Origin of the sequence: Serratia sp. Z4, assembly GCF_009900725.1 — a bacterium.
Taxonomy (GTDB): Bacteria; Pseudomonadota; Gammaproteobacteria; order Enterobacterales; family Enterobacteriaceae; genus Serratia; species Serratia nematodiphila.
Window position 1 is genome coordinate 81245 of sequence record NZ_JAAABD010000008.1, and the last position, 20980, is coordinate 102224.

Sequence of the window (20980 nt, forward strand, 5' to 3'; positions counted from 1 at the left end):
GCGAGTCCGTTGTCAGTCAACTCAGCCCGCGCTGATTCAGCAGCACCTTATTCAGCTCGCTGTTTTTTCGCACGTTCAGCTTGCGCATCGCCGAGCGTTTATGGGCGCTGATGGTTTTCTGGCTGCGCTGCAGCAGGCCGGCGATGCTGCAGGCGGACATGCCGCTGCTCATCAACCCCAACACTTTTTTTTCGCAGTGGCTGAGCGCGGCGATGCGGCAGGCCTGGCATTTCCACTGGCCGGCGGCGTGCAGCGCCACCCACGGATGCAGGATGAACTTTTCCAACGCCATCTGCAGCTTGAGGCGGATGGCGTAGGCCGAATCGCGCCGATGGATGCTGAACAGCGGCGGCAGGTTTTTCACCTGTTGCTGGGTCGTGTCGTCGAGGATCAGCAGAGTCAGCTGCCGCTGGCGCGGGATGCCGTAGGGGCTCTGGTAACAGCAGGCGCAGCCCCAGCGCTCTTCCGGCGTGCGGAACACGATTTCGATGTTATCCAACGCCTGCAGCGCCAGCGGCGAGAACTGCGGGTACCGGCGCTGGCATTCGTTCAGGGAGTGCAGATAATCCTGCAGCAGCAGACGCAGCCCCTGCTGGTAGAAGTTATCGCTGTCGAACAGCGTGAAGCGAATATCTGGCATGGGTGCCTCCTTAAAAGGCCGCGCCGGAGCGAACGGTGACGGCCCATTGCCGGCGATTGCGCGCCGGGCGTTTTCCTGATTTCCCTGGGGCGGTGCGGGGCTTATTGGTACGCCAGCACAAAATTGGCGACGGACGTGAATTCGCCTTCGGTAATGCTTTGGTTCTGAATCGCGCTCGGCCGCCCTTGTACGTAGGCGGTGAAGTTCAGGTTGTTGGGGCCGTTTTGCAACGCGACGGCGCTGGTGGCCTTATTCAGAGAGATGTCCGCACCCTGATGATCGAACAGGGCGATGGCGGCGCCGTTCGCGCCGTTGTTGATCGCCAGCTTGCCCGGCAGCTCTCCGTCTTCGGCGCCGCTGAAGGTCACGCTGACGGATTTGAACACCGTGGTCTTGCAGTCGGTCAGCTTGATGCTGAACGGCACCGGCGTGGTATGTCCGTAGCGGTACAGGGTTTTGACGATCACCGTGCCCATCTCCACCAACTGATCGGCGGACTGCGGTTCGATATTGCACGGGCGGCTCACCACGGTGCCGTGGAACTGCACCGGCGCGCCGATAAGCTCGGTGTTCGCCGCCGCCGGCATGGCGGCAAACCACCAGGGCGCGCAGCTCAGCAGCGCTAAAGCGCGTAGACGCATTTTCCGTTCCTCCCTCGGTTACTGGAATGCCGCCACGATGGTGGCCGATGCGTTGAATTCCCCTTCGCCGATCTCTGCGCCGCCGTTGGCGAACGGCGCCGCCACCAGGTTCCAGGAGCCGCCGTTGCCGATGTTCGGCACCGGGTAAAACTCATTCGGGATAACCAGCTGGCCGTTATGCGTCAGCCGGATGCCGAGATCGTTCTTGTCGGTTTTGAATACCTCGTTGCTGAAGGAGGCCGCCGTGCCCGACACCGCCAGCTTGATATTCAGCGTGCCGTCTTCGAAGCTGCCGCCCTCGCACTGGAAGCGCACCGGAATGCTTTGCGGGTAGTTCGAGCCGTTGAGATCGCTGCCGCCGATCTCGCCGAACTCCACGTTGATCAACTGGCCTTCGTTCACCACGCATTTATCGGGCACGTAGAGGATTGCGGACTGGATAAACACCTGCGCCATCGGGTTGGGGCCGAAACCGCCGTCGGTCGAGCCGAGGCGGCCGTACATCTCGATGATCTGCCGATCGTTAATCTCAACGCCGTTAATGATTTTTTTGCGCACCCGGAAGGTGATCTTGCCTTTGGAGCCGCTGCCGTAGTTGTTGACCTGCAAGTACGGCGGCTGGCAGCGGTGTTGGCTCAGCAAATTCGATTCGTTGTAAAAAGGCACGGTGACGTAGGCGTTCTTGTTGCCGGCAATCCACACCTCGGCTTTTAAATCCAAAAAGTCATTCAGCTTTAAATAGCCGTTGCCGTAGTCGGAGGGGGGCAACGCCGAATCCGACTTGTAAAAGTGCGGGCTGGTGGGGATAGGGGTATCGCAATACACCTTGCCGGTATAGGTGCCGCCCAGATCATAGGGAAACAGTTTGGTGAACCCCACCTGGTTGGTGATGTTGCTTTCATTCAGATCGATATAGAACTGTTTCGGCCCGCCGTCCGGCGTGACATAGCCGTTGGCCCAGGCGGCGGGGGCCGCCAGCGCGATCGCCAGCGGCAGGCAGAGTTTGGTCAGTTGAGTTTTCATTGCGTTCTCGAGCCTCACAGGTAAATCACCTGAATGTGCGCCACGGCGGCGAACCCGGCCGCCATCACCGCCCGCTGGGTGGATTCCACGCTGGCGCTGAACCACAGGGTGTTGCTGCCGGGCTGCAGAATGTAGGGGCGGCTGCGCTGATTCAGCTCCAACGCCTGGCCCTGCTGGTCTTGCAGCCGCAGGCCGATGCCCTGTACGCCGCCGTTCAGCTTCAGCAGCGACGGGTTGTCGACGTCGCTTTCGCCGAGAAACACCAGCGTGGCGGCCTGCTCACCCTGCAGGTAGAGGCGGCCGGCATCGCCGTTGCGCGGGCCGGCCGGGTTATCCGCCAGCGCGCGCGCGCCCAGCAGGCAATTGCGGAACGAGAGACGAAAACGCACCGGCGCGCTGCGATCGCCGGCGTTGCGGAAGTCGCGTGCGCTGACGTCGCCCAGATCGACGGACTGATCCCGGCTGTCCGGCGTCAGGCTACAGGGAGAGCTGAGCAGACCGCCGTGAAAGCTGACGGTGCCGGTGGTGCCTTCGATCACGCCCAGCGGCGTTGCCGCCAGCGCGCCGCCGCCGCACAGCAGTGCGCCGAGCAGCAGAGGGCGCAGTCGATCGGTGAATTCAGCCATGCTGGACCTCCTTATTTTTTCTCGGGCACGGCGGTGCAAACGCCGCCATTGCAGACGAAGCGCAGCTCCGGATGGCCGCCGTAGTCGTTGATGTAGGTGATGACGAAGCTGTTCATGCCGGTGTCGTGCAGCTTGAGGCTTTCGCTGGATTTCGGCTTCAGCATCAGCGGCTGAAAACCGCCGATCGCGCCGCCGCCCTGTTTTTGCGTTTGCCGCGTCATGCCGGTCAGGGTGATGTAAAACGGCGTCGGGTTGTCGACGGTGATGGCGCCGCCGCTTTTACGGAACACCAGCTTTTCCTGCCACACTTCACCCTTGGGCGCGACAATCGCCTTCGGTCGGTAAAACAGCTTGATCTGCGTCTGCAGCGCCAGCTGCATCACGTTGGTTTTGGTGCTTTTCGGCGGGATCTCGCGCAGGTTGAAGTAGAACACCGACTCGCGATCCTGCGGCAGGCGATCCGCTTCCGGCGTCTTGGTGATGCGCACCACGCTGCGCTCGCTCGGCTCCACGCGCTGCAACGGCGGCAGCACCACCAGCGGCGAGGTGATTTTCTGATGCTGCTCGTTCTCCAGCCAGGACTGCGCCAGGAAAGGCAGCTCTTTGTTTTCGTTGACGATATTCAGGCTGATCGATTTGGCGTCGCTCACATAAACGGCGCGCGTGCGATCCAGCGATATCGCCGCGTCGGCGGTGGGCAGTACGGCGCTCAGGGCCAGGCCGGCGGCGGTCAGTAGCGTTATCGGGTGTTTGTTCATGTCATTATTTCTCAGCGTTACGGATTACAGGGTGGCGCACGGCAGCAGCAGCTGGTCCAGCGGCTTGGCGGCGCCCGGGATCACGATGCGGCAGCGGCGTTGGCCTTCCCAGGCGACATCCAGTTTTTCCTCCGGCTGTACGCCGGTCAGATAGACCGAGCCGCCGTCGTTGACCACCGCGACCTCGCGGCCTTTCTCGCTCAGCACCGCGGCGCCGAACGGCGGTTCGCTGCCGTCCGCGAGGCGAATGGTGGCCAGCAGCTTGCTGCCTTTCACCACCTCGAAGTGGCGGTAGCCGATGGCGCCTTCGGTCAGCGTGCCTTGCACCACGGCGCGAGTGGCCTCGACATCGTCCGCCAGCTTGTTGACGTCGATACGGGTGTCGGTGTTGTAGTAGCTGGTGATGTCGGAAATCACCGCCAGCCCGAAACGGTTGCTGTAGGCGCGGCCGTTATTGATCGGCACGCCGGCGATGCCGTCGGTGTCGAGCATCATGCGGCTGCCGCCGTTGCTCGAGTTCTGATGCGCCGCGATACCGTGCCGGGTCGCGGTGAGACCGCCGCGGAACGAGCCGCCGATCGACGAGTAGCTGTCCTGCTGGTAAGAGGCGCTGGCGTTCAGCGAGCCGAACGAGGCGTTGTGGGTGTAGTACCCGCGCGCCAGCGATTTGCCGGACTGGTTAAAGCCGCCGCTGACCTGCCAGGTATTGTCCGGATCGCTGTAGTCGTTATACGACGCGGTCTGCGTGACGTCGCCGTTGTTGGTTTGCAGCGCATAGCCGACGCGCCGACGATCGCCGATCGGTACGGTGAAGTTGAGCATCACGCTGTCGTCGGTGCGGCCCTGGTAATAGGTGCGGTAAGCCGACAGCGAGGCGGTGATGTTGCTGATATCGCCGATGCTGAACAACTTGCTGGTCGACAGCCCGTAACGATCCTGGGTTCGCGCGTCCCAATAGGTCTGGTGCGAGTAAGTCAGATAGGTGGTGATCGCCCTGGCGCTGTCTTCCGCCATAAAGGTTTTACTGGCGGTGATGGTATACAGCTCTTTCTGACGGCCGTTGTAATTCTTGTCGTAATCGCCGTAGCGCTCCTGCAGATACTGCGACATGTTCATGAATTTGCGTTGCGAGAAGCGGTAGCCGGCGAAGGTGATCTGGCTGTTCAGCTCGTCGAAGCGTTTGGCGTAGTTGAGCTTGAACGACATGCCGCTGGCGGTCGGCTCGCCGGGCAGGCGAGCGATCGACTGGGTGACGTCCAGCGACATGGCGCCGAACACGTTCAGATCGCGGCCGAGGCCGAGCGCCCAGGCGTTATAGTCGCCGCCGAGCAGCGCGCCACCATACAGCGACCAGGCGTTGCTCAGCCCCCAGGAGAAGTCGCTGGCGGAAAACAGCGGCCCCTGGGTGCGGTGGTCGTAGGCCGAGGTTTTGCCGAGCGCCACGTTGTAGCGCACGTAGCCCGGGCGGGTCAGGTACGGAATGGTGGCGGTATCCACCTGGAAGGTCGAGACGGTGCCGTCCTGCTCTTCCACCTTGACGTCCAGCTTGCCGCGCACCGAGCTGTTGAGATCCTGGATGGCGAACGGCCCGGCGGGCACGGTGGTTTCGTACAGCGTGCGGCCTTCCTGCGAGACGGTGATCTTGGCGTTGCTCTTGGCGATGCCGCGCACTTCCGGCGCGTAGCCCTGCAGGTTAGGCGGCAGCATGCGCTCGTCGCTGGCCAGGTTGAGGCCGGTGAAGCGATAGGCGTCGAACACCCCGGAGTCGAGATAGATCTCGCCCAGCGTCAGCTTGGCGGCCTGCATCGGCAGCGCGCGGTAGGCGTAGATCTGATTCCAGTCGAAGCCGGTGCTGCGATCGCCGGCCTGCTGATTGTAATTGGCCTGGTAGTCCGCGCGCAGGCGCCAGGGGCCCAGGTTGGCGCCCAAGGTGCCGTAGCTGCTCAGGTTCTGGGCGGTGTTGTTGTTGTGGCTCTGTTTGCCTAACTGGCCGCTCAGGTTGTAGTCCAGCAGCAGGCCGGGAATGCCGTCGTCCCACTGCTCGGGCGGCGTCCAGTCGGGATCGGAGTATTTCATCCACGCCTGCGGGATGGTGATCGCCAGCACGCCGCCGCCGATGCGATCGGAGATGGTCGCGCCTTTGATGCCGCGAATGTCGGCGCACTGGTTGTCGTGCCACAGGGTGATTTTTTTGGCCGCTTCTTCTTTTAACGCCATTTTTTCCACCAGGTCAGGCGGCAGGCACACCTGGCTGCCGCTCTTGTTATCCGGCGACGGGAAATACTGAATGCTGCGCTGGGGCAGCGTTTTCTGGTTGATCTTGATGTCCAGCAAATAAGCGCCGGGCATGACGTAGTCGGCGTCGGAGAAGCGCGAAAGATCCACTTTGCTGCGCTCGCCGATATCCAGAACGTCGGTATTGAATTCCGTGGCGGAAAATGCCGGACGCACCCAGAGGAAAGACAGAATGACGAGGAGAGGTAGGTGTTTCCGTGTCAGTAATGACGTCATAGCATAATCACTCATGGCAAGTCCGCGCCCAATAGCAGGTCATCCGTACGACCTGAATACGTAATGCTGTGCAGCGCCCGCCGGCGCTAGAGATAAGACAGGGTGAATTTGGCCAGAGAGCTGAAGCCGCCCGCCCGCGCCTTGTCGGGATGCAGGCGCAACTGCGCGCCAAAGCGCAGCGTGTTGTCGCCGGCGACGATCTGGTAATCCGCCGTCGTGCTGCCGAGCGGGATCGGCGTGCCGGCATCGTTCAACAGCTCGATAGCCACGCCCTTCGCCTCGCCGTAAACGCCGAGCAGGGAAGGATCCCCGCTGTCGGCGGTGCCGTCGAACGTGACGTTGGCCGCGCGATAGATGAAGTCAGGCTTCACCTGGCTGGCCAGCTCGCAGTTCACCAGTTTGATCGTGAAATGGCGGCGGCTGCCGATCAGCACCGACTGCCCATCCTGCGAGGCGTCGGTCATGGAAATCAGACCAAAATCGACGGTTTGATCCAGGCTGTCACTGGCGATGCCGCACGGCGTTTCAACGATGGTGCCGCCCAGGCTGACTTTGCCGTGGCCCTGATTTTTCGCTGCCGCCGCCGCGCTGCCGACGCTGAGCGCGATGAGCAACAGGCCGCAAAGGCGGATAGTCATGCTGGCGTCTCCCTGTCTTTCCCTGTTCCCTTGCCGGTATCCTCGGCATGCAATAAAGCGGGGGATGCCCTGAGACATCCCCTGTGGGGTATTACAGGTAAGCCAGGGTGAAGTTCGCCACGCTGGTGAAGTCGCCCGGCACCACGGCGCTTGAGGCGCTGCTGCCCTGCAGATAAGCGGCGAATTTCAGCGAGTTGTCGCCGTCGTTCAGGCCCTGACCGTCGGTCGCGGTGCCCAGTTCCACCTCTTTGGAGTGCAGGTTGTCGTAGATCACGATGCCGGCGCCGGTTGCCGTGCCGCTCAGGGCCAGCAGTTTGTTGTTAACCGGATCAGGCGTGCCGGTAAAGGTCACTTTGACGTTTTTCATGGTGGAGATGGAGCAATCTTTCAGTTCGATGTTGAAAGGCTGCATGCTGGATTTACCCTGGTTGGCCAGGATGCGGCTGCTGATCTGGCCCATCGGCACGGTTTGGTCAACGGATTCCGGCGCGACGCTGCATGGCGCATCGATAATTTCGCCGGTAAAGGTGACTTTACCGCTGCCCTGATTAGATGCGGCATGAGCAACAGATGCGGAAGCGAAAGCAATCACGGTTGCCAGCATTAATTTATTCAGTTTCATTTCTCAGGTTCCTGTAGAGAGTTTTTAAATAAAAAGAACAGCACATCTAAATCCCCCGCGGCGGTGGCAACGCCATGTCGCCGCCCGTGCGGTTGGAGCCAGATCCTTTTGCTCTGGGCAATACGCCGACATCCGTTATTTATGAGAAATAACGAAATTTGGAAAATCGATAATGGATTTTCTGGTAAATAAAATACGTTTTTTACGTGTGGCGTGTTGCTGGGAATATTCTTGCAAATAATAGTATTGCTTGGAAATAGATTTTATTAAATTAAGTCAAATTCAGAATATAAAACCAAAAGGAAAAAGAAATATATTTGCTTTAAAATCAATAGATCGTATACAAATATTATCCAGTATAAATCACTATATAAATAACGATATGCGAGATATTAGATCGGGGGAAATAGGGTGGCACCTACAATTCACAATATTGTTTTGCTAATATCGCTCTGAGGCAGCAGATGATGCATTTCCCTTTAGAAACAAAATATAAAACATAATTTATTGTTTTTATTGTTATTTCATGGTTGTTTGTTCATGAGGGAATGGGGTTTCTTATTCGCGTTTAGCCAGCGTTTAGACCTAATTGGTTAACAATTAAATAACAATTGCACCGGTAGTGAATTATTCTATCGCATTGCGTGATAGGGATTTTTTGCTACCTAACCCATTTTGATTAATCAAATTAAGGCATGTGCTGCTGCCGTTCGCCACATAATGATGACCTAAGTGACAATTAAAGGATTATAAACGGAATGATAACGATGATTAATGCTTGCGGCGGGCGCCGTTGGGTGGGGTTGACCCTATTTCTGCTGTCTCTTATGGCGCTTTCTGGCTGTGCGGGCGGGAGCAAGACAAAACTGAATTCCGTGAAAAAAATCTCACAGAATAATCCTAATGATAAATCCGATGAGCAACGCATCGCGCTTTGTCAGCAGCGGGTTAATTCATTAAAGAATATTAATCCGCAAAGTTACCAAAAACGCATCGCCTATTTTAATGGCCTGCTTTCCAACGCTTCGGGATATGCCGGGGTGCGCGGCAACGTGGATGAGAGTACCCGTAAAGCGATTGATGCTCTTTATCAATATAAAACCGAGAAATTCTGCGCTGACGTCGAGCATGAGCTGATGTCCGATCTGTCCAGCCGGGTTGAGAATCTGTAGCCATGAAGCGATGCGCGCAAGGATGGGCGATGGGGCTTTTGCTGTTGGCGGCGAGCGGGGCCGCTTGCGCCGCCGATGACGGCATTCCCGCGCTGTTGAAGTTTGCCGAACAGCGGCAGGCGCCACCGGCCGCGCCCAGGGAAGACACCGCGCGTAAATTGGCGTCAGCACCAGCCGCCAAACCGGCCGCAGACAGCGCTCGTTTAACGTCGTTGCAGCACTCTTTGCAACAGCAGGCGGAGAAAATCCGTCAGCTGGAGCGGCAGTTGGCGGCGGCTCAGGCCGCGGCGGCGCCGAAACGGGAACCGGCCGTCGTCGATATTCGGCCGCTGGCCGATGCCCTGAAGGGATTGCGGCAGGCCGTTGCGCCGGTGCCTGAAGTGAGCGTGCTGGCCGCTTCGTTAACGCGGGCCGAACAGCGCCGCACAAGTTTGGCGGCGCAGCTGGCGCAGCAGCAGCAGCGGGTGGAGACCTTGCTGGCCGAACGGCAGCAGGCGGCCGAGCCGCCTGCGCTGGCCAGCGAGGCGGACAAGCAGGCGTATGCCGCCGGCGTATCGCTCGGACGCGACATTCTGCATCTGCAGCAGGAGAACCGGCGCGCGGGGCTGGAAGCGGATACCCAGCTGTTGCTGGCGGGCATCGCCGATACCCTGGCCGGGCGGTTGCGGCTCGATGAAGCCGCCATCGACGGCGCGCTGCACACGGCGCAGCAGCGGTTGCAGCAGGCGCAACAGACGCAGGCGCCGCCTCGGGATGACAACGCCTACCTGGCCAATTTCGTTCGTCAGGAGGGGGTCAAGCAGGATGCGCTCGGTTTCTATTACCGGGTGGACTATGCCGGCAGCGGGGCGATCGGCGCCGACGATCGGGTGGATATCGTGGTGCGCGAAAGCCTGACCGACGGCCGGGTAGTCAAAGACATGGAGCTGGCGGGGACGGTGATCTCGCAGCCGTTGACGCGCTACCCGCCGCTGTTTCGCGCGGCTATCGAGAAGCTGCAGCAACACGGTGCGATCACGCTGGTGGTGCCGCCGGCGCTGGCGTACGGCAAACAGGGCAACCCGCCGGCGATCCCCCCGAATGCCACCATGATTTACACCCTGCGCATCGCTGACGTGCAGCCGTGAGCGGGGTGCTCAGCAGTAACCACTCAGGAGGAATGCTATGGCCAAGGCGCCGAAAACGTTTGAAAGCAGAAAATCGCTGATGCTGAATGTGTTGCAAGGATTGTGCAGGGAGCGTGTGGAAGGATCTGGGGGCCATCATCCCCCGCCGGAGCAGTGGCCGAAGACGCGCGAGCTGGCGGATAAATGCGGCGAAAATATTTATACCACCCGCACCCTGCTGCTGGCGCTGGAAAAGGAGGGTAAGGTTCACTGCACCCACCGCAGCATCAACAATTCTCTCCGCTGGTACAGCTGCGACGAACAGGCAGCGATAAAAAAAGAGTGATTCGACCCTGGCGGTCGCTTTTGACTATTCTTACAGCTAATCATTAATTAAATTTATCATTTGGCGGGGCGTTTCGCTCCGTCAATCCTTCCCCTTCGTTCGCTGCCATCCGCACAGCCATTGCTAAGATGTTTTTGGCAGCCATATACTTATCGCTCAGACGGGAACAGGTATAGGGAGCCAGCATCGTAATGAAGGAAAAGAAAGACATACTGAGATTGGATGATATTCATTATCAAATAGACAACCAGGTGATCCTGGATTCCGTCTCTTTCACGCTGGGTGAAGGCGAGTTCAAACTGATCACCGGACCTTCCGGCTGCGGGAAAAGCACCCTGCTGAAAATCATCTCTTCCTTAATGGATCCGACCAGCGGAAAGCTCTATTTCGACGGCCAGGCGATCGACGAGATGTCGCCGGAGGCGTATCGCAAGCAGGTCTCTTACTGCTTCCAGACGCCGTCACTGTTCGGCAATACGGTTTACGACAATCTGGCGCTGCCCTACCAGATCCGCCAGGAACCGCCGGCCGAGCGAAAAATGAAGGCCGATCTGGCGCGTTTCGGGCTGCCGGAGGCGATGCTGACCAAAAGCATCAATGAACTGTCCGGCGGGGAGAAGCAGCGGGTGTCCCTGATCCGCAACCTGCAGTTTATGCCCCGGGTGCTGTTGCTCGATGAGATCACCAGCGCGCTGGACGAGGAAAACAAACGCAACGTCAATGAGATAGTGCATCAGCTGGTGGCGGAACACCGGCTGGCGGTGCTGTGGGTGACGCACGATACCGAAGAGATAGCGCATGCGGACGAAGTGATCACCCTGCGCGCGCACGGCGCCGAGCAACAGGAGCAACAGCATGAATCAGCATAACATCACCAACGAATCCTTGGGCTTGTCGATGGTGCTGGTGGTGGTCGCCATCCTGATCAGCCACCGGGAAAAGCTGGCGCTGGAAAAGGACATTATCTGGAGCATCTGCCGCGCGGTGGTGCAGTTGATCATCGTCGGCTACGTGCTGAAGTATATTTTCGACCTGGATAACGCCGTTCTCACCGTGTTGATGGTGCTGTTCATCTGCTTTAACGCGGCTTACAACGCCAAGAAACGCAGCAAGTACGTCGAACACGCGTTCGTGACGTCGTTTATCGCCATCACCACCGGCGCGGTGCTGACGTTGGCGGTGCTGGTATTGACCGGCTCCATCGAATTTACGCCGATGCAGGTGATCCCCATCTCCGGGATGATCGCCGGCAACGCCATGGTGGCGGTGGGGCTGTGCTACACCAACCTCGGCCAGCGTTTCAAAGGCGAGCAGCAGAAGATTCAGGAGATGCTCAGCCTGGGGGCGACGCCCAAGTTCGCCTCGGCGGCGCTGATCCGCGACAGCATCCGCGCTTCGCTGATCCCGACCGTGGACTCGGCGAAAACCGTTGGGCTGGTCAGCCTGCCGGGCATGATGTCCGGGCTGATCTTTGCCGGCATCGACCCGGTGAAAGCGATCAAATACCAGATTATGGTGACCTTTATGCTGCTTTCCACCGCCAGCCTGTCGACCATCATCGCCTGCTATCTGGCTTACCGTAAGTTTTACAATGCGCGCCACCAGTTGGTGGTCGGCAACCTGAAGTAACGCCATGAAAAACGGCCTCCGCGGAGGCCGTTTTTTTTACCCTTGCAGCAGGGCGATGCTCTGGCGGATTTCCCGTTCGATATCCGCCTCGCTCCAGCCGTCCAACTGCGAAGAGAAGGGCTCGAAGGCATAGACGCCGGTGTAGCCCAGGCGTTCCAGGTTCTGTACCTGGCGGCGGCTTTCCAGCCGATCGCCCGTGCTCAGCATGATGCGCTCTTCATCGCTCAGCGCGCCTTTATCCCGCCCATCCTCCACGCCGGACAGATGCACCAGGCCGATCTGCGCCACCTGGATCTGCGCGTCGAAGTCGGCTTGCGCCACACCGCTCAAATAGTGGTGGAACGTATCGAGCACGATGCGATACGGCGCGCCCGAGTCGCGGATGATCGCCTGGGTCAACAGCGACGATCGCAGCGAGCTGATGCCGAAGCCCAGCGGCTCGACGTATCCCTGCACGCCGTAGCGGGCAAACAGCGGCGCCAGCAGACGCAACGCGGCGAGGGTATCGTCCCGTTTTTGCTGCTCGCTGCGCGTGTCGTCGGCGCTGCAGTGCGGGCACAGCACCAGCGCCCGGCTGTGGATGGCTTGCGCCTGCGCCAGCAACGCTTCGGCGCGCTGCTGCAGCGCCGCAGGGTCATCCACCCGATTGAACATGCCGAGGGCGTTGATCGTGACGATTTCAATGCCGTATTGCGCGGCGAGCGCGTTGAGCTGCGCGTCGCTCAGATCGTCGGTCACCTTGCCGCTGGGCATGTCGTTGCGCAGCTCAACTTTGCTGAGCCCGCAGCGTTTCACCAGGCGGAAAAAATTGTCCAGATCGAGATTCGGCGCGATCTTGCGGTTAATGCAGAAGCGGTCCAGCGCAATGTTCATGGGGCATGACTCCAGCGATAAGGGGTGAGAGATCAGGATTTGCCGTTTTCCAGCGGCAGCGGCTTGCCGTCGGGCAGGGATTGGCGGTGGCGTTTGGCCAGCACCACCTGTTCCATTTTTTCCAGCGAGACGCCTTTGGTTTCAGGAATATAGCGGCCGATAAACCAGTAGCTGAACAGGCAGCAGGCGGCAAAGATCCACATCGGGAAGGCGCCGTGGAAATGCGAGAACAGGTAAGGGTGGTCGTTGATCATCGGGAACGACTGCGACACCGCAAAGTTGGCGACCCACATGCAGCCGACGGCGATGCTCATCCCCTGCGCGCGCATGCGGTTCGGGAAGATTTCCGACACCAGCACCCAGGCGCCGACGCCCCAGGACAGCGCATAAAACACCATGAAGAACAGCATGCCGAACAGCGCGAAATAGCCGGTGGCCTGCGTGTAGAGCGCATACGAGGTGAGCAGCAGGCCGGCGATGGCGCCCAGCGTGCCGTAACGCATCAGCGGAATGCGGCCCATGCGATCCATCAGCATGGCGCCGATGACCGAACCGACCAGCTGCAGCACGCCGATCCAGATGGTTTGGAACAGCGCTTCCTGCGCGTTTTCGGTGACGGTTTTCAGCACCACCGGCGCGTAATACATCATCACGTTGACGCCGGTGACCTGCTGCAACATGGCGATCATGCAGCCGACGAACAGGATGAACCGCACCCGCACATCGCCGTAGTTCAGCTTCCGGTGCTGCTGCTGTTGATCCTGCTGCAGCGAGTCTTTGATTTCTTTCAGCAGATTCTGCGCATGGGCGGCGTTGGAGACTTTGGTCAACATCGCCAGCGCCTGATCGTCGCGGCCCATCATCACGTTCCAGCGCGGCGATTCAGGAATGACGAACACCAGGATGCAGAACAGAATGCAGGGGATCACGCCCGAGGCGAACATCCAGCGCCAGCCCATTTCCACCAGCCAAGCTTCGCTGGCGAGGCTGGCGATTTTGAAGTTGACGTAGAAAATCACGATCTGGCCGAAGACGATGGCGAATTGCTGCATGCTGAGCGCCCGCCCGCGCATGTCTTTCGGCGACACCTCCGACATGTACATCGGCGACACGGTGGCGGCAATGCCGACCGCCAGCCCGCCGATGATGCGGTAGATGACGAACCAGGTGAAGGTCGGAGCCAATGCGGCGCCGACGGCGGACACGGTGAACAGCAGCGCTGCCAGCATCAGCGCCTTTTTACGGCCCCAGCGCGCCGCCAGCGGCCCGGCGGCGAAGGCGCCGACCACGCAGCCGATCACCACGTTGGAGACTGCCCAGCCGGTTTCGGCCGGGCTGAGATCGAAATAGGCTTTCAACGCTTCGATCGCGCCGGAGATCACGGCGGTATCGTAGCCGAATAGAATGCCGCCCAGGGCGGCGATGCCGCAAATTCGCAATATGTAGCCGGTATTATGCTTACGCTGATATGACATGTGTTGCTCCGATTTTTATCCTGGCTTCCGTCCGCACGGTTGGGTTGTCGGGAAGAGGGCGAGCGGAAGGGTGTGAACCGTGCCTGTCATCAAGGCGATGTCGTCGATAAATGCTGGAACAAACAAGAACATTTATTTCATAATTAGTGAATAATGGAATATTGATTTTTAGATCCAGTTCAAAAAAAACCGTCGCGAGCGATTCGGGCACCTTGGGCGCTCGAGGGCGTGCGGTAATGGCGGCAGGGCAGGCGCAGTGCGGGTTTTCTGTAGCAAAGTCAGTGTGTATTGCCCCAACTTTCTCCGCCGCAGTTGCGCTTTCCCTGGCACGGCAATGCAAGCGCCAACCCGATCGACACCGCAAAATTGCGACCTCACGCACTAAAAACAAATTTTTCAAAACAATTTATTTGAAACTTTTTTTTCAATGAAATAGAGTTTGCTGCATCCGGTCAGGATTTAGCCGGCTTGCCGACGGGGTTTGGCGAGCGGGACGATTAACGCCGCGCCGCCTGGGTGTGGCCAGGCGACAGCGGACTTGAAAAGAGGGCGTGACATGAAAACCGTGGGTAACTTTATTGACGGGCAGGTGTGCCTGAGCAGCAGCAATCAAACCGTCGACGTGCACAACCCGGCCAGCGGGCAGGTTGAGCGGCGCGTCACGCAGAGCACCGCCGCCGAAGTCAAGCAGGCCATCGACGTGGCCCATCGGGCGTTTGCCGACTGGTCGCGCACCACGCCGCTGCGCCGCGCGCGCATCATGTTCAATTTCAAGGCGCTGCTGGAACAGCACCGCGACGAGCTGGCCGAGCTTATCGTCAGCGAACACGGCAAAGTGTATTCGGATGCGCTGGGCGAACTGACGCGCGGCATGGAAGTGGTCGAATTTGCCTGCGGCATCCCGCATCTGATCAAGGGCGAATACTCGCCGGACGTCGGCGGCGGCGTCGACAGTTTCTCGCTGATGCAGCCGCTGGGCGTGGTGGCGGGCATTACCCCGTTCAACTTCCCGGCGATGGTGCCGATGTGGATGTTCCCTATCGCGTTGGCCTGCGGCAATACCTTTATCCTCAAGCCGCCGGCGCTGGTGCCTTCGGCCTCGGTGCGCCTGGCGGAGCTGCTGAAAGAAGCCGGCCTGCCGGACGGCGTGTTCAACGTGGTGCACTGCGCCAATGAAGATGCGGCGCAGCTGTGCACCGATCCGCGCATTCAGGCGGTGAGCTTCGTCGGCTCCTCCACCGTGGCGGAACATATCTATACCACCGCCAGCGCGCACGGCAAGCGGGTACAGGCCTTCGGCGCGGCGAAAAACCAGGCGATCATCATGCCGGACGCCGATCTGGACGCCACGGTCAATGCGCTGATGGGCGGCGCGTTCGGCTCTGCCGGCGAGCGCTGCATGGCGTTGCCGATCGCCGTGGTGGTTGGTGACGACACCGCCGATAAACTGATCGCCAAACTGAAGCCGCTGATCGCGCAGCTGCGCGTCGGGCCGGGCTTGCAGCAGGGCGGCGAAGAGAATGAAATGGGGCCGCTGGTGTCTTCCGCCCATCAGAAAAAGGTGCTGGGCTACATCGATCTGGGCGTGGAAGAAGGCGCCACCCTGGTGGCCGACGGCCGCAATTATCAGGTGCCGGGCTACCCTGAAGGCTACTACGTCGGCGGCACGCTGTTCGACCATGTGAAGCCGAACATGCGCATCTACCGCGAAGAGATCTTCGGGCCGGTGCTGGGCATCGTGCGGGTGCCGGACTATCGCACCGCCATCGACACGGTTAACGGCCACGAGTTTGGCAACGGCAGCGCCATCTTTACCGGCAGCGGCCACTACGCGCGCCAGTTCGTGCAGGAAGTGCAGGCCGGGATGGTCGGCGTCAACGTGCCGGTGCCGGTGCCGATGGCGTTCCACAGCTTCGGCGGCTGGAAGCGCTCGGTGTTCGGCGCGCTGAACGTGCACGGCACCGACGGCGTGCGTTTCTACACGCGCATGAAGACCGCCACCGCGCGCTGGCCGGCCGGGCAGCAGACGGTGTCTGAATTCAGCATGCCGACGCTGGGTTAAGCGATCGCAGAGTATGAGCGGGCCGTTGCTCCATGGGGGCAGCGGCCTTTGCACGGGGAGTTAACAGGAGAATCGAAATGTCTTCACTGCTTGCCAAATGTCAGGCGCCGAACGCCGAGGGGCGTATCCAGCACGTGACGCCGGAAAATGCCGGTTGGGGCTATGTCGGCTTTGACGTTTACCGCCTGGCCGCCGGGCAGTCGCTGCAGCTGGAGTGCGGTGACAAGGAACTGTGTCTGGTACTGGTGGCCGGTATCGCCTCCGTCGCCACGCTGCGCGCCGAATACCCGCATATCGGCAAACGCATGAGCCCGTTCGAGCGCACGCCGCCTTACGCGGTGTACGTGCCGCACCACGATCGCATCGACGTGCGGGCAGAAACCGATCTGGAGTTGGCGGTGTGCAGCGCGCCCGGCAGCGGCCACCTGCCTTCACGCCTGATCACGCCGGCGGAAATCGGCGTGGAGCGGCGCGGCAAGGGGCGCAACCAGCGGTTGGTGCATAACATTCTGCCGGACAGCGAGCCGGCCGACAGTCTGCTGGTGGTGGAGGTTTACACCGACGAGGGCAATACCAGCTCCTACCCGAGCCACAAGCACGATCAAGAAGATTCGCCGGACGAGACCTATCTCGAAGAGACGTACTATCACCGCATTCAGCCGGAGCAAGGGTTCTGCATGCAGCGCGTCTATACCGACGATCGCACGCTCGACGAATGCATGCCGGTCTACAATCGCGACGTGGTGAAAGTGCCGCGCGGTTATCATCCGGTGGCGACCCTGGCGGGCTACGACAACTATTATCTCAACGTGATGGCCGGGCCGGTGCGGCAGTGGAAATTCACCTGGGAAAAAGACCACGCCTGGATTAACGGCGAAGGTTACCCCGCCGCGCAATAGGCGCTTGAGGCCCGGCTTGCCGGGCTTTCTCTTTATCAGGGTATAAATTTGACCTAAATTTGCCCTCTATCTTGCTCAAATGATAACCTGTCCGCACGCGATTGCTTCCTGGCTGAGTGAATCTAACGAACCGCTGTTATGCAGTGAGAATGCCGGTACACAGGAGGAAAAACTATGACAACCACCATGTCTCAAAAAGCGGCGCGCGAAGGATTAGGTTCGCCCGATCTGTTTGAAGGCGGGGTTTACGTCACAAAAAATGGTGTTGCCGAGCTGTTTGTACAAACGGCGGCTGAAAGAGAGGCCGAAATACGGGAACGCAATCTCGAGCGCCAGTCCAACGCGTTGTTGAAACTGACTATGATGGCGAAGCAAGAGATTAAAAATCAGCGCGGTCTGTCGCCCGAAGAAACCTTGCAGCGGCTACGTGACGCGCGGAAATAGACCCGAGGTGCAGGATGCCCCAGGAAATACGTTTTACCGTCGCGCCGGCGGCGGAATGGAGCCTGAAAGACATCGAGTCTTATAAGAGCGGAACGATAGGGGCCGTCGCAGCCGGGATGTTCGTGGACAATCAGTTGTTATCGTCCCTCGCGGCAATTGCCGACGATCCCGCCCGCTACCGCTTCAACGCCGTGCTGGCGGGCATGGGAGTGCGGTTGCACGAACGATTGGATCCCGACAGCGAATACCGCGTCATCTATGACTACGACGGCCAAACGGTGGAGATTCTGCTTTTCATCAGCATGAAGCAGGATCTGGAAAGCGCGCTCTACCGCTATTTGTTGCTGCAATAATCCCGCCGCGCCCGAGCCTGTCGGGCGCGTTCACATCCGCCTTACTCATCCCGGGCGTTATTCAGCGCCAGCGAGACCGCCAGCGTCTGCGCCAGGCACATCGAGGCCACCTGCGAACGGAACCCGTCCACCTGCGCTTCGCGCACCACGAAACAGACGTCGCTGAACGCGGCCAGCGGGCTGACCTGGCTGTCGGTGATGGCGATCTGCTGCGCGCCGCGCTTGGCGCCCAATTCCACCAGTTCCACCGCCTCGCGGGCGTACGGCGAATAGCTTATGGCGATCACCACGTCTTTCGGTTTCACCATGCTCAGCTGTTCGGTGAACATGCCGCCCAGGCCGTCGATCAGAAATGCGCGGCGCTCCAGATGGCGCAGCGCATAGGTGAGGTAGGAGGCGACGCTGAACGAGCGGCGCAGGCCGATCACGTAGATGTTTTCGGCGTTGTTGAGCAGTTCGACGGCGCGATCCAATTGCTCGGGGGCAATCTGCATCGCCAGCTGCTGCAGCGCCTGCGCATTGACCATGGTGAATACGTTGAGAATCTCCGCCGGCTTCTCCGGCGCGACGTTGTCGTCGGTAGAGGTTTGGCGGAACAGGCGCGCGCGCTCGGTATAGTTCACCGTTTCTTCCATCAGATGCTGACGGAACACCTGCTTCATTTCGTTGAAGCCGCTGAAGCCGAAGGCGTTGGCGAAACGGATCAGGGTGGAAGGCGGCACGCTGGCCTGTGCGGCGATGGAGGCAACGGTATCGAAAGCGATGCTGTTACTGTTATCCAAAATATAGCGCGCCACCTGCTTCAAACGCTTGCTCAGCGTTTCATAACGGTGGCGGATCTCGTCCTGTAACAGCGAAAGTTGAGTTGGGTTGTTCATCCATTCGGCTCGCAGTGGGGTGAAGGCGTATTGGCCTGATGCCTGAAATATTGACAGGGTATTTTAACAGACGGAGCGGAAATTTCATTTCCTCAAAAAGCGATTTATTCGATCGCACATTGCGCGACTTCACAGAAAAGGGGCAAAAAAATCCCCTTAAAGCGGCGAAATGGCCTTAAGGGGACGTGAACCTGCTGTTGCTGTCAGTGCGTGCCGCCCGCCTGCGGACGGTACTGGCGCCAGAAACCGATCAGCGTCAGGTATTTTTGTTTCACCTGCTCGATCAGGGCCGCGTCGTCGATTTCCCCCTGCAGCCAGCGGCGCGAAGGTTGGCCGAAAATGGTGCGGCCGACGGCGAAACCTTTCACCCAGCGCGCATCCGCGGCGGCGGCGAAGCCCGCCTTCAGCACCGCCTCCGGGGAGTCGAGCCCCAGGATCAGCACGCCGCGGCAGAAGGGATCGTAGGTGTCGATCAGGGCACCGACCTGCCGCCAGTTTTCTGCGCTCAGCGGTGGCAGTTTCCACCAGTCGGGCTGAATGCCCAACTGGTAGAAATGCTCAATCATCTCCAGGTAATAACGTTCGTCTTTGTCGGCGTTGCTGTCCGGCAGGATCACTTCCAGCAGCAGCTCGTGGCCGGATTTACAGCAGCCGCGGTAGACGTCGGCGATCAGCTCATCCTGTTCGCGGCGCAGTTCCTCCGCATCGTGCGGGTGATAAAACACCAGGCACTTCACCACGTGCTCCTGCGGCCAGTCGATCAATTGCGAACCGATATTGCCGTGCTCCAGGCGCAGCGGGCGCGAGCTGGGCAGCTCCACCGGCCGGCCGATCCACCATCCCTGGCCAGTGATCTCGTTCAGCGCCGCCTGCCCATAGGTGGTGTCGGCCAGAATGCCGCTGTTGCCGTTGAGGCCGGCCTGCGCGGCAGCCTGTTGCGCCGCGGTGAGCAGCAGGGTCTTCAGGCGCGGAATGCGTTCCTCGCCGACGCCGGCTTCGCGCGCCATGTCCGCCAGCTGCTTGCGGTGATCGAAGGCGAACACGCACAGTTCCGGCCACTGTTGCTTGCGGGTGGTGACCCGGTGCAGGTGGTTCAGGCGTGCGTCGCGGTCCGGGCGCGTGACCTGCTGTTCACGCTGCAGGTAGTCGTCCAGTTCCCGTTTGGTCGGCATCGCCGGCGCGCAGCCGTGGCGCGAAACCACCAATGCGCCGCAGGCGTTGGCGTAGCGGCAGGCCTGCTCCCAGCCCTCATCGTTCAGGTAGCCGCGCAGCAGCCCGGACATAAAGGCGTCGCCGGCCCCCAGCACGTTCAGCACTTCAACCCGCACACCGGCGTGCAGCTTCACCTGCGCCCAGTCGTCGGCGATTTCACCTTCGAACACCGAGCAGCCCTGCGCGCCGCGCTTGCACACCAGCGTGGCCGCGGTAGTCCGGCGCACGTTTTTCAGCGCCGTCAGCGTGTCGGTGCTGCCGCCGGCGATATGAAATTCCTCTTCGGTGCCGACGATCAGATCGAAATGGTGCAGCACCTCCTGCAGTTCGCGGGTCACCTGGTCTGATTCCACAAAGCGGGTTTCGCCGTCGCCCAGCGACGTCAGCCCCCACAGTACCGGGCGGTAATCGATGTCGAGCGCGGTGCGCAGGCCGTGGCGGCGCGCATACTCCAGCGCCTTCAGCACCGCGGCGCGGGTGTTCGGGTGCGACAGGTGCGTGCCGGTGATGGCCAGCGCGCGGGAGGAGGCGATGTAGGCCTCGTCGATGTCGTCCGGCGTCAGCGCCATGTCCGCGCAGTTTTCGCGGTAGAAGATCAGCGGGAAGGTTTCCTGATCCTTGATGCCGAGGATCACCAGGCCGGTTAATCGTTGCTTGTCGGTGATCAGACAGCGGGTATCGGCTCCGACGCGCTGCAGCTCTTCACGCAGAAAGCGGCCCATGTGTTCATCGCCGACGCGGGCCAGCATGCCGGATTTCAACCCCTGAATGGCGGTGCCGTAGGCCACGTTGCCGGAAGAGCCGCCGAGGTATTTGGCGAATGTGCCGGCGTCTTCCAGACGCGCGCCGATCTGCTGAGCATAGAAATCGACGGCGATGCGCCCGAGACAAATGACATCAAGCTGTTTTTGTTGTGTAGCCATACCCGTTTCCTTCTGTTAAGCAAAACTCCGGCGGCGGCCCGAGCGTGGCGCCCTGCAGGAAGCATGGGGACAGTATGGGGAATGAAAATTTCAATTTCAATATGAAATGAAATTTACACCCCAAAAATGTGATGCGTTTAAAACATCGA

The 20980-nt window shown here is 60.1% G+C and carries 21 protein-coding genes; 9 read left to right on the forward strand and 12 right to left on the reverse strand.

The genetic code is table 11. From position 1 onward, the window contains the following. Positions 1–16 precede the first annotated feature (16 nt). The 8 genes from GT753_RS21620 to GT753_RS21655 all read right to left on the reverse strand — a co-directional run bounded on the left by GT753_RS21620 (position 17) and on the right by GT753_RS21655 (position 7459). On the reverse strand, positions 17–640 hold the full coding sequence (locus tag GT753_RS21620) for a LuxR C-terminal-related transcriptional regulator (RefSeq protein ID WP_160125941.1): 624 nt from the start codon (positions 638–640) through the stop codon (positions 17–19). Positions 641–741: 101 nt separating this feature from the next. Further along, on the reverse strand, positions 742–1281 hold the full coding sequence (locus GT753_RS21625; RefSeq protein WP_015379347.1) for a fimbrial protein: 540 nt from the start codon (positions 1279–1281) through the stop codon (positions 742–744). An 18-nt stretch (positions 1282–1299) separates the two neighbouring features. Further along, complete coding sequence (locus GT753_RS21630) at positions 1300–2304, reverse strand: fimbrial protein (protein WP_004930911.1); 1005 nt, start codon at positions 2302–2304, stop codon at positions 1300–1302. A gap of 14 nt (positions 2305–2318) precedes the next feature. Then, positions 2319–2930, reverse strand: coding sequence for a fimbrial protein (locus tag GT753_RS21635; RefSeq protein WP_004930909.1), 612 nt, complete (start codon positions 2928–2930; stop codon positions 2319–2321). Positions 2931–2941: 11 nt separating this feature from the next. Then, entirely contained in the window at positions 2942–3688 is a 747-nt protein-coding gene (locus GT753_RS21640; protein ID WP_021505171.1) for a molecular chaperone, read from the reverse strand. Between the two features lie 24 nt (positions 3689–3712). Further along, a complete protein-coding gene (locus GT753_RS21645; protein ID WP_160125942.1) occupies positions 3713–6214 on the reverse strand; it encodes a fimbria/pilus outer membrane usher protein in 2502 nt (833 codons plus the stop codon). Between the two features lie 71 nt (positions 6215–6285). Further along, positions 6286–6837 (reverse strand): fimbrial protein, encoded by a 552-nt coding sequence (locus GT753_RS21650; protein ID WP_004930899.1) that lies wholly within the window; start codon positions 6835–6837, stop codon positions 6286–6288. Positions 6838–6928: 91 nt separating this feature from the next. Next, positions 6929–7459 (reverse strand): fimbrial protein, encoded by a 531-nt coding sequence (locus GT753_RS21655; RefSeq protein WP_015379342.1) that lies wholly within the window; start codon positions 7457–7459, stop codon positions 6929–6931. A 758-nt stretch (positions 7460–8217) separates the two neighbouring features. On the opposite strand from GT753_RS21655, the gene GT753_RS21660 reads away from it, so the two are divergent. From GT753_RS21660 to fetB, 5 genes are all read left to right on the forward strand, one after another. Continuing rightward, positions 8218–8631, forward strand: coding sequence for a hypothetical protein (locus GT753_RS21660; protein WP_015379341.1), 414 nt, complete (start codon positions 8218–8220; stop codon positions 8629–8631). A 29-nt stretch (positions 8632–8660) separates the two neighbouring features. Beyond that, positions 8661–9758: an FKBP-type peptidyl-prolyl cis-trans isomerase N-terminal domain-containing protein gene (locus GT753_RS21665; protein WP_080497462.1), complete on the forward strand. Its 1098-nt coding sequence runs from the start codon at positions 8661–8663 to the stop codon at positions 9756–9758. 37 nt (positions 9759–9795) lie between these two features. Continuing rightward, positions 9796–10083: a FaeA/PapI family transcriptional regulator gene (locus GT753_RS21670; RefSeq protein ID WP_004930885.1), complete on the forward strand. Its 288-nt coding sequence runs from the start codon at positions 9796–9798 to the stop codon at positions 10081–10083. A gap of 191 nt (positions 10084–10274) precedes the next feature. Continuing rightward, positions 10275–10952: an iron ABC transporter ATP-binding protein FetA gene (gene fetA, locus GT753_RS21675; RefSeq protein WP_044030043.1), complete on the forward strand. Its 678-nt coding sequence runs from the start codon at positions 10275–10277 to the stop codon at positions 10950–10952. Further along, positions 10939–11712 carry an iron export ABC transporter permease subunit FetB gene (fetB, locus tag GT753_RS21680; RefSeq protein ID WP_033631883.1) on the forward strand — a complete coding sequence of 258 codons (774 nt, stop codon included), beginning with the start codon at positions 10939–10941 and terminating at the stop codon, positions 11710–11712. Before fetA ends, fetB begins: the two co-directional genes overlap by 14 nt. A 36-nt stretch (positions 11713–11748) precedes the next feature. Here the strand turns inward: fetB and GT753_RS21685 are convergent, their stop codons facing one another. Both GT753_RS21685 and GT753_RS21690 read right to left on the reverse strand, forming a co-directional pair. Beyond that, entirely contained in the window at positions 11749–12585 is an 837-nt protein-coding gene (locus tag GT753_RS21685) for a TIM barrel protein (protein WP_160125943.1), read from the reverse strand. Between the two features lie 32 nt (positions 12586–12617). Continuing rightward, the gene (locus tag GT753_RS21690; protein WP_015379336.1) at positions 12618–14060 is read right to left on the reverse strand and encodes a sugar porter family MFS transporter; all 1443 of its coding nucleotides are present in this window, start codon (positions 14058–14060) and stop codon (positions 12618–12620) included. A 556-nt stretch (positions 14061–14616) separates the two neighbouring features. On the opposite strand from GT753_RS21690, the gene GT753_RS21695 reads away from it, so the two are divergent. From GT753_RS21695 to GT753_RS21710, 4 genes are all read left to right on the forward strand, one after another. Next, positions 14617–16122, forward strand: a complete 1506-nt coding sequence (locus GT753_RS21695; RefSeq protein WP_160125944.1) for a CoA-acylating methylmalonate-semialdehyde dehydrogenase — start codon at positions 14617–14619, stop codon at positions 16120–16122. A 77-nt stretch (positions 16123–16199) separates the two neighbouring features. Further along, the gene (gene iolB, locus GT753_RS21700; protein ID WP_044030037.1) at positions 16200–17021 is read left to right on the forward strand and encodes a 5-deoxy-glucuronate isomerase; all 822 of its coding nucleotides are present in this window, start codon (positions 16200–16202) and stop codon (positions 17019–17021) included. Between the two features lie 174 nt (positions 17022–17195). Beyond that, positions 17196–17465 (forward strand): hypothetical protein, encoded by a 270-nt coding sequence (locus GT753_RS21705; protein ID WP_004930864.1) that lies wholly within the window; start codon positions 17196–17198, stop codon positions 17463–17465. 14 nt (positions 17466–17479) lie between these two features. Further along, entirely contained in the window at positions 17480–17818 is a 339-nt protein-coding gene (locus GT753_RS21710; RefSeq protein WP_160125945.1) for a type II toxin-antitoxin system RelE/ParE family toxin, read from the forward strand. 41 nt (positions 17819–17859) lie between these two features. Here GT753_RS21710 and GT753_RS21715 read toward each other — a convergent pair whose 3' ends face one another. Beyond that, the gene (locus GT753_RS21715) at positions 17860–18696 is read right to left on the reverse strand and encodes a MurR/RpiR family transcriptional regulator (RefSeq protein WP_004930856.1); all 837 of its coding nucleotides are present in this window, start codon (positions 18694–18696) and stop codon (positions 17860–17862) included. A gap of 203 nt (positions 18697–18899) precedes the next feature. Then, positions 18900–20831: a 5-dehydro-2-deoxygluconokinase gene (gene iolC, locus GT753_RS21720; RefSeq protein WP_015379332.1), complete on the reverse strand. Its 1932-nt coding sequence runs from the start codon at positions 20829–20831 to the stop codon at positions 18900–18902. Positions 20832–20980 lie beyond the last annotated feature (149 nt).

Excerpts from the sequence above, each read along its gene's own strand:
- GT753_RS21620 (WP_160125941.1), bottom strand. The coding sequence starts at position 640 with ATGCCAGATATTCGCTTCACGCTGTTCGACAGCGATAACTTCTACCAG.
- GT753_RS21625 (WP_015379347.1), bottom strand. The coding sequence starts at position 1,281 with ATGCGTCTACGCGCTTTAGCGCTGCTGAGCTGCGCGCCCTGGTGGTTT.
- GT753_RS21630 (WP_004930911.1), bottom strand. The coding sequence starts at position 2,304 with ATGAAAACTCAACTGACCAAACTCTGCCTGCCGCTGGCGATCGCGCTG.
- GT753_RS21635 (WP_004930909.1), bottom strand. The coding sequence starts at position 2,930 with ATGGCTGAATTCACCGATCGACTGCGCCCTCTGCTGCTCGGCGCACTG.
- GT753_RS21640 (WP_021505171.1), bottom strand. The coding sequence starts at position 3,688 with ATGAACAAACACCCGATAACGCTACTGACCGCCGCCGGCCTGGCCCTG.
- GT753_RS21645 (WP_160125942.1), bottom strand. The coding sequence starts at position 6,214 with ATGAGTGATTATGCTATGACGTCATTACTGACACGGAAACACCTACCT.
- GT753_RS21650 (WP_004930899.1), bottom strand. The coding sequence starts at position 6,837 with ATGACTATCCGCCTTTGCGGCCTGTTGCTCATCGCGCTCAGCGTCGGC.
- GT753_RS21655 (WP_015379342.1), bottom strand. The coding sequence starts at position 7,459 with ATGAAACTGAATAAATTAATGCTGGCAACCGTGATTGCTTTCGCTTCC.
- GT753_RS21660 (WP_015379341.1), top strand. The coding sequence starts at position 8,218 with ATGATAACGATGATTAATGCTTGCGGCGGGCGCCGTTGGGTGGGGTTG.
- GT753_RS21665 (WP_080497462.1), top strand. The coding sequence starts at position 8,661 with ATGGGGCTTTTGCTGTTGGCGGCGAGCGGGGCCGCTTGCGCCGCCGAT.
- GT753_RS21670 (WP_004930885.1), top strand. The coding sequence starts at position 9,796 with ATGGCCAAGGCGCCGAAAACGTTTGAAAGCAGAAAATCGCTGATGCTG.
- fetA (WP_044030043.1), top strand. The coding sequence starts at position 10,275 with ATGAAGGAAAAGAAAGACATACTGAGATTGGATGATATTCATTATCAA.
- fetB (WP_033631883.1), top strand. The coding sequence starts at position 10,939 with ATGAATCAGCATAACATCACCAACGAATCCTTGGGCTTGTCGATGGTG.
- GT753_RS21685 (WP_160125943.1), bottom strand. The coding sequence starts at position 12,585 with ATGAACATTGCGCTGGACCGCTTCTGCATTAACCGCAAGATCGCGCCG.
- GT753_RS21690 (WP_015379336.1), bottom strand. The coding sequence starts at position 14,060 with ATGTCATATCAGCGTAAGCATAATACCGGCTACATATTGCGAATTTGC.
- GT753_RS21695 (WP_160125944.1), top strand. The coding sequence starts at position 14,617 with ATGAAAACCGTGGGTAACTTTATTGACGGGCAGGTGTGCCTGAGCAGC.
- iolB (WP_044030037.1), top strand. The coding sequence starts at position 16,200 with ATGTCTTCACTGCTTGCCAAATGTCAGGCGCCGAACGCCGAGGGGCGT.
- GT753_RS21705 (WP_004930864.1), top strand. The coding sequence starts at position 17,196 with ATGACAACCACCATGTCTCAAAAAGCGGCGCGCGAAGGATTAGGTTCG.
- GT753_RS21710 (WP_160125945.1), top strand. The coding sequence starts at position 17,480 with ATGCCCCAGGAAATACGTTTTACCGTCGCGCCGGCGGCGGAATGGAGC.
- GT753_RS21715 (WP_004930856.1), bottom strand. The coding sequence starts at position 18,696 with ATGAACAACCCAACTCAACTTTCGCTGTTACAGGACGAGATCCGCCAC.
- iolC (WP_015379332.1), bottom strand. The coding sequence starts at position 20,831 with ATGGCTACACAACAAAAACAGCTTGATGTCATTTGTCTCGGGCGCATC.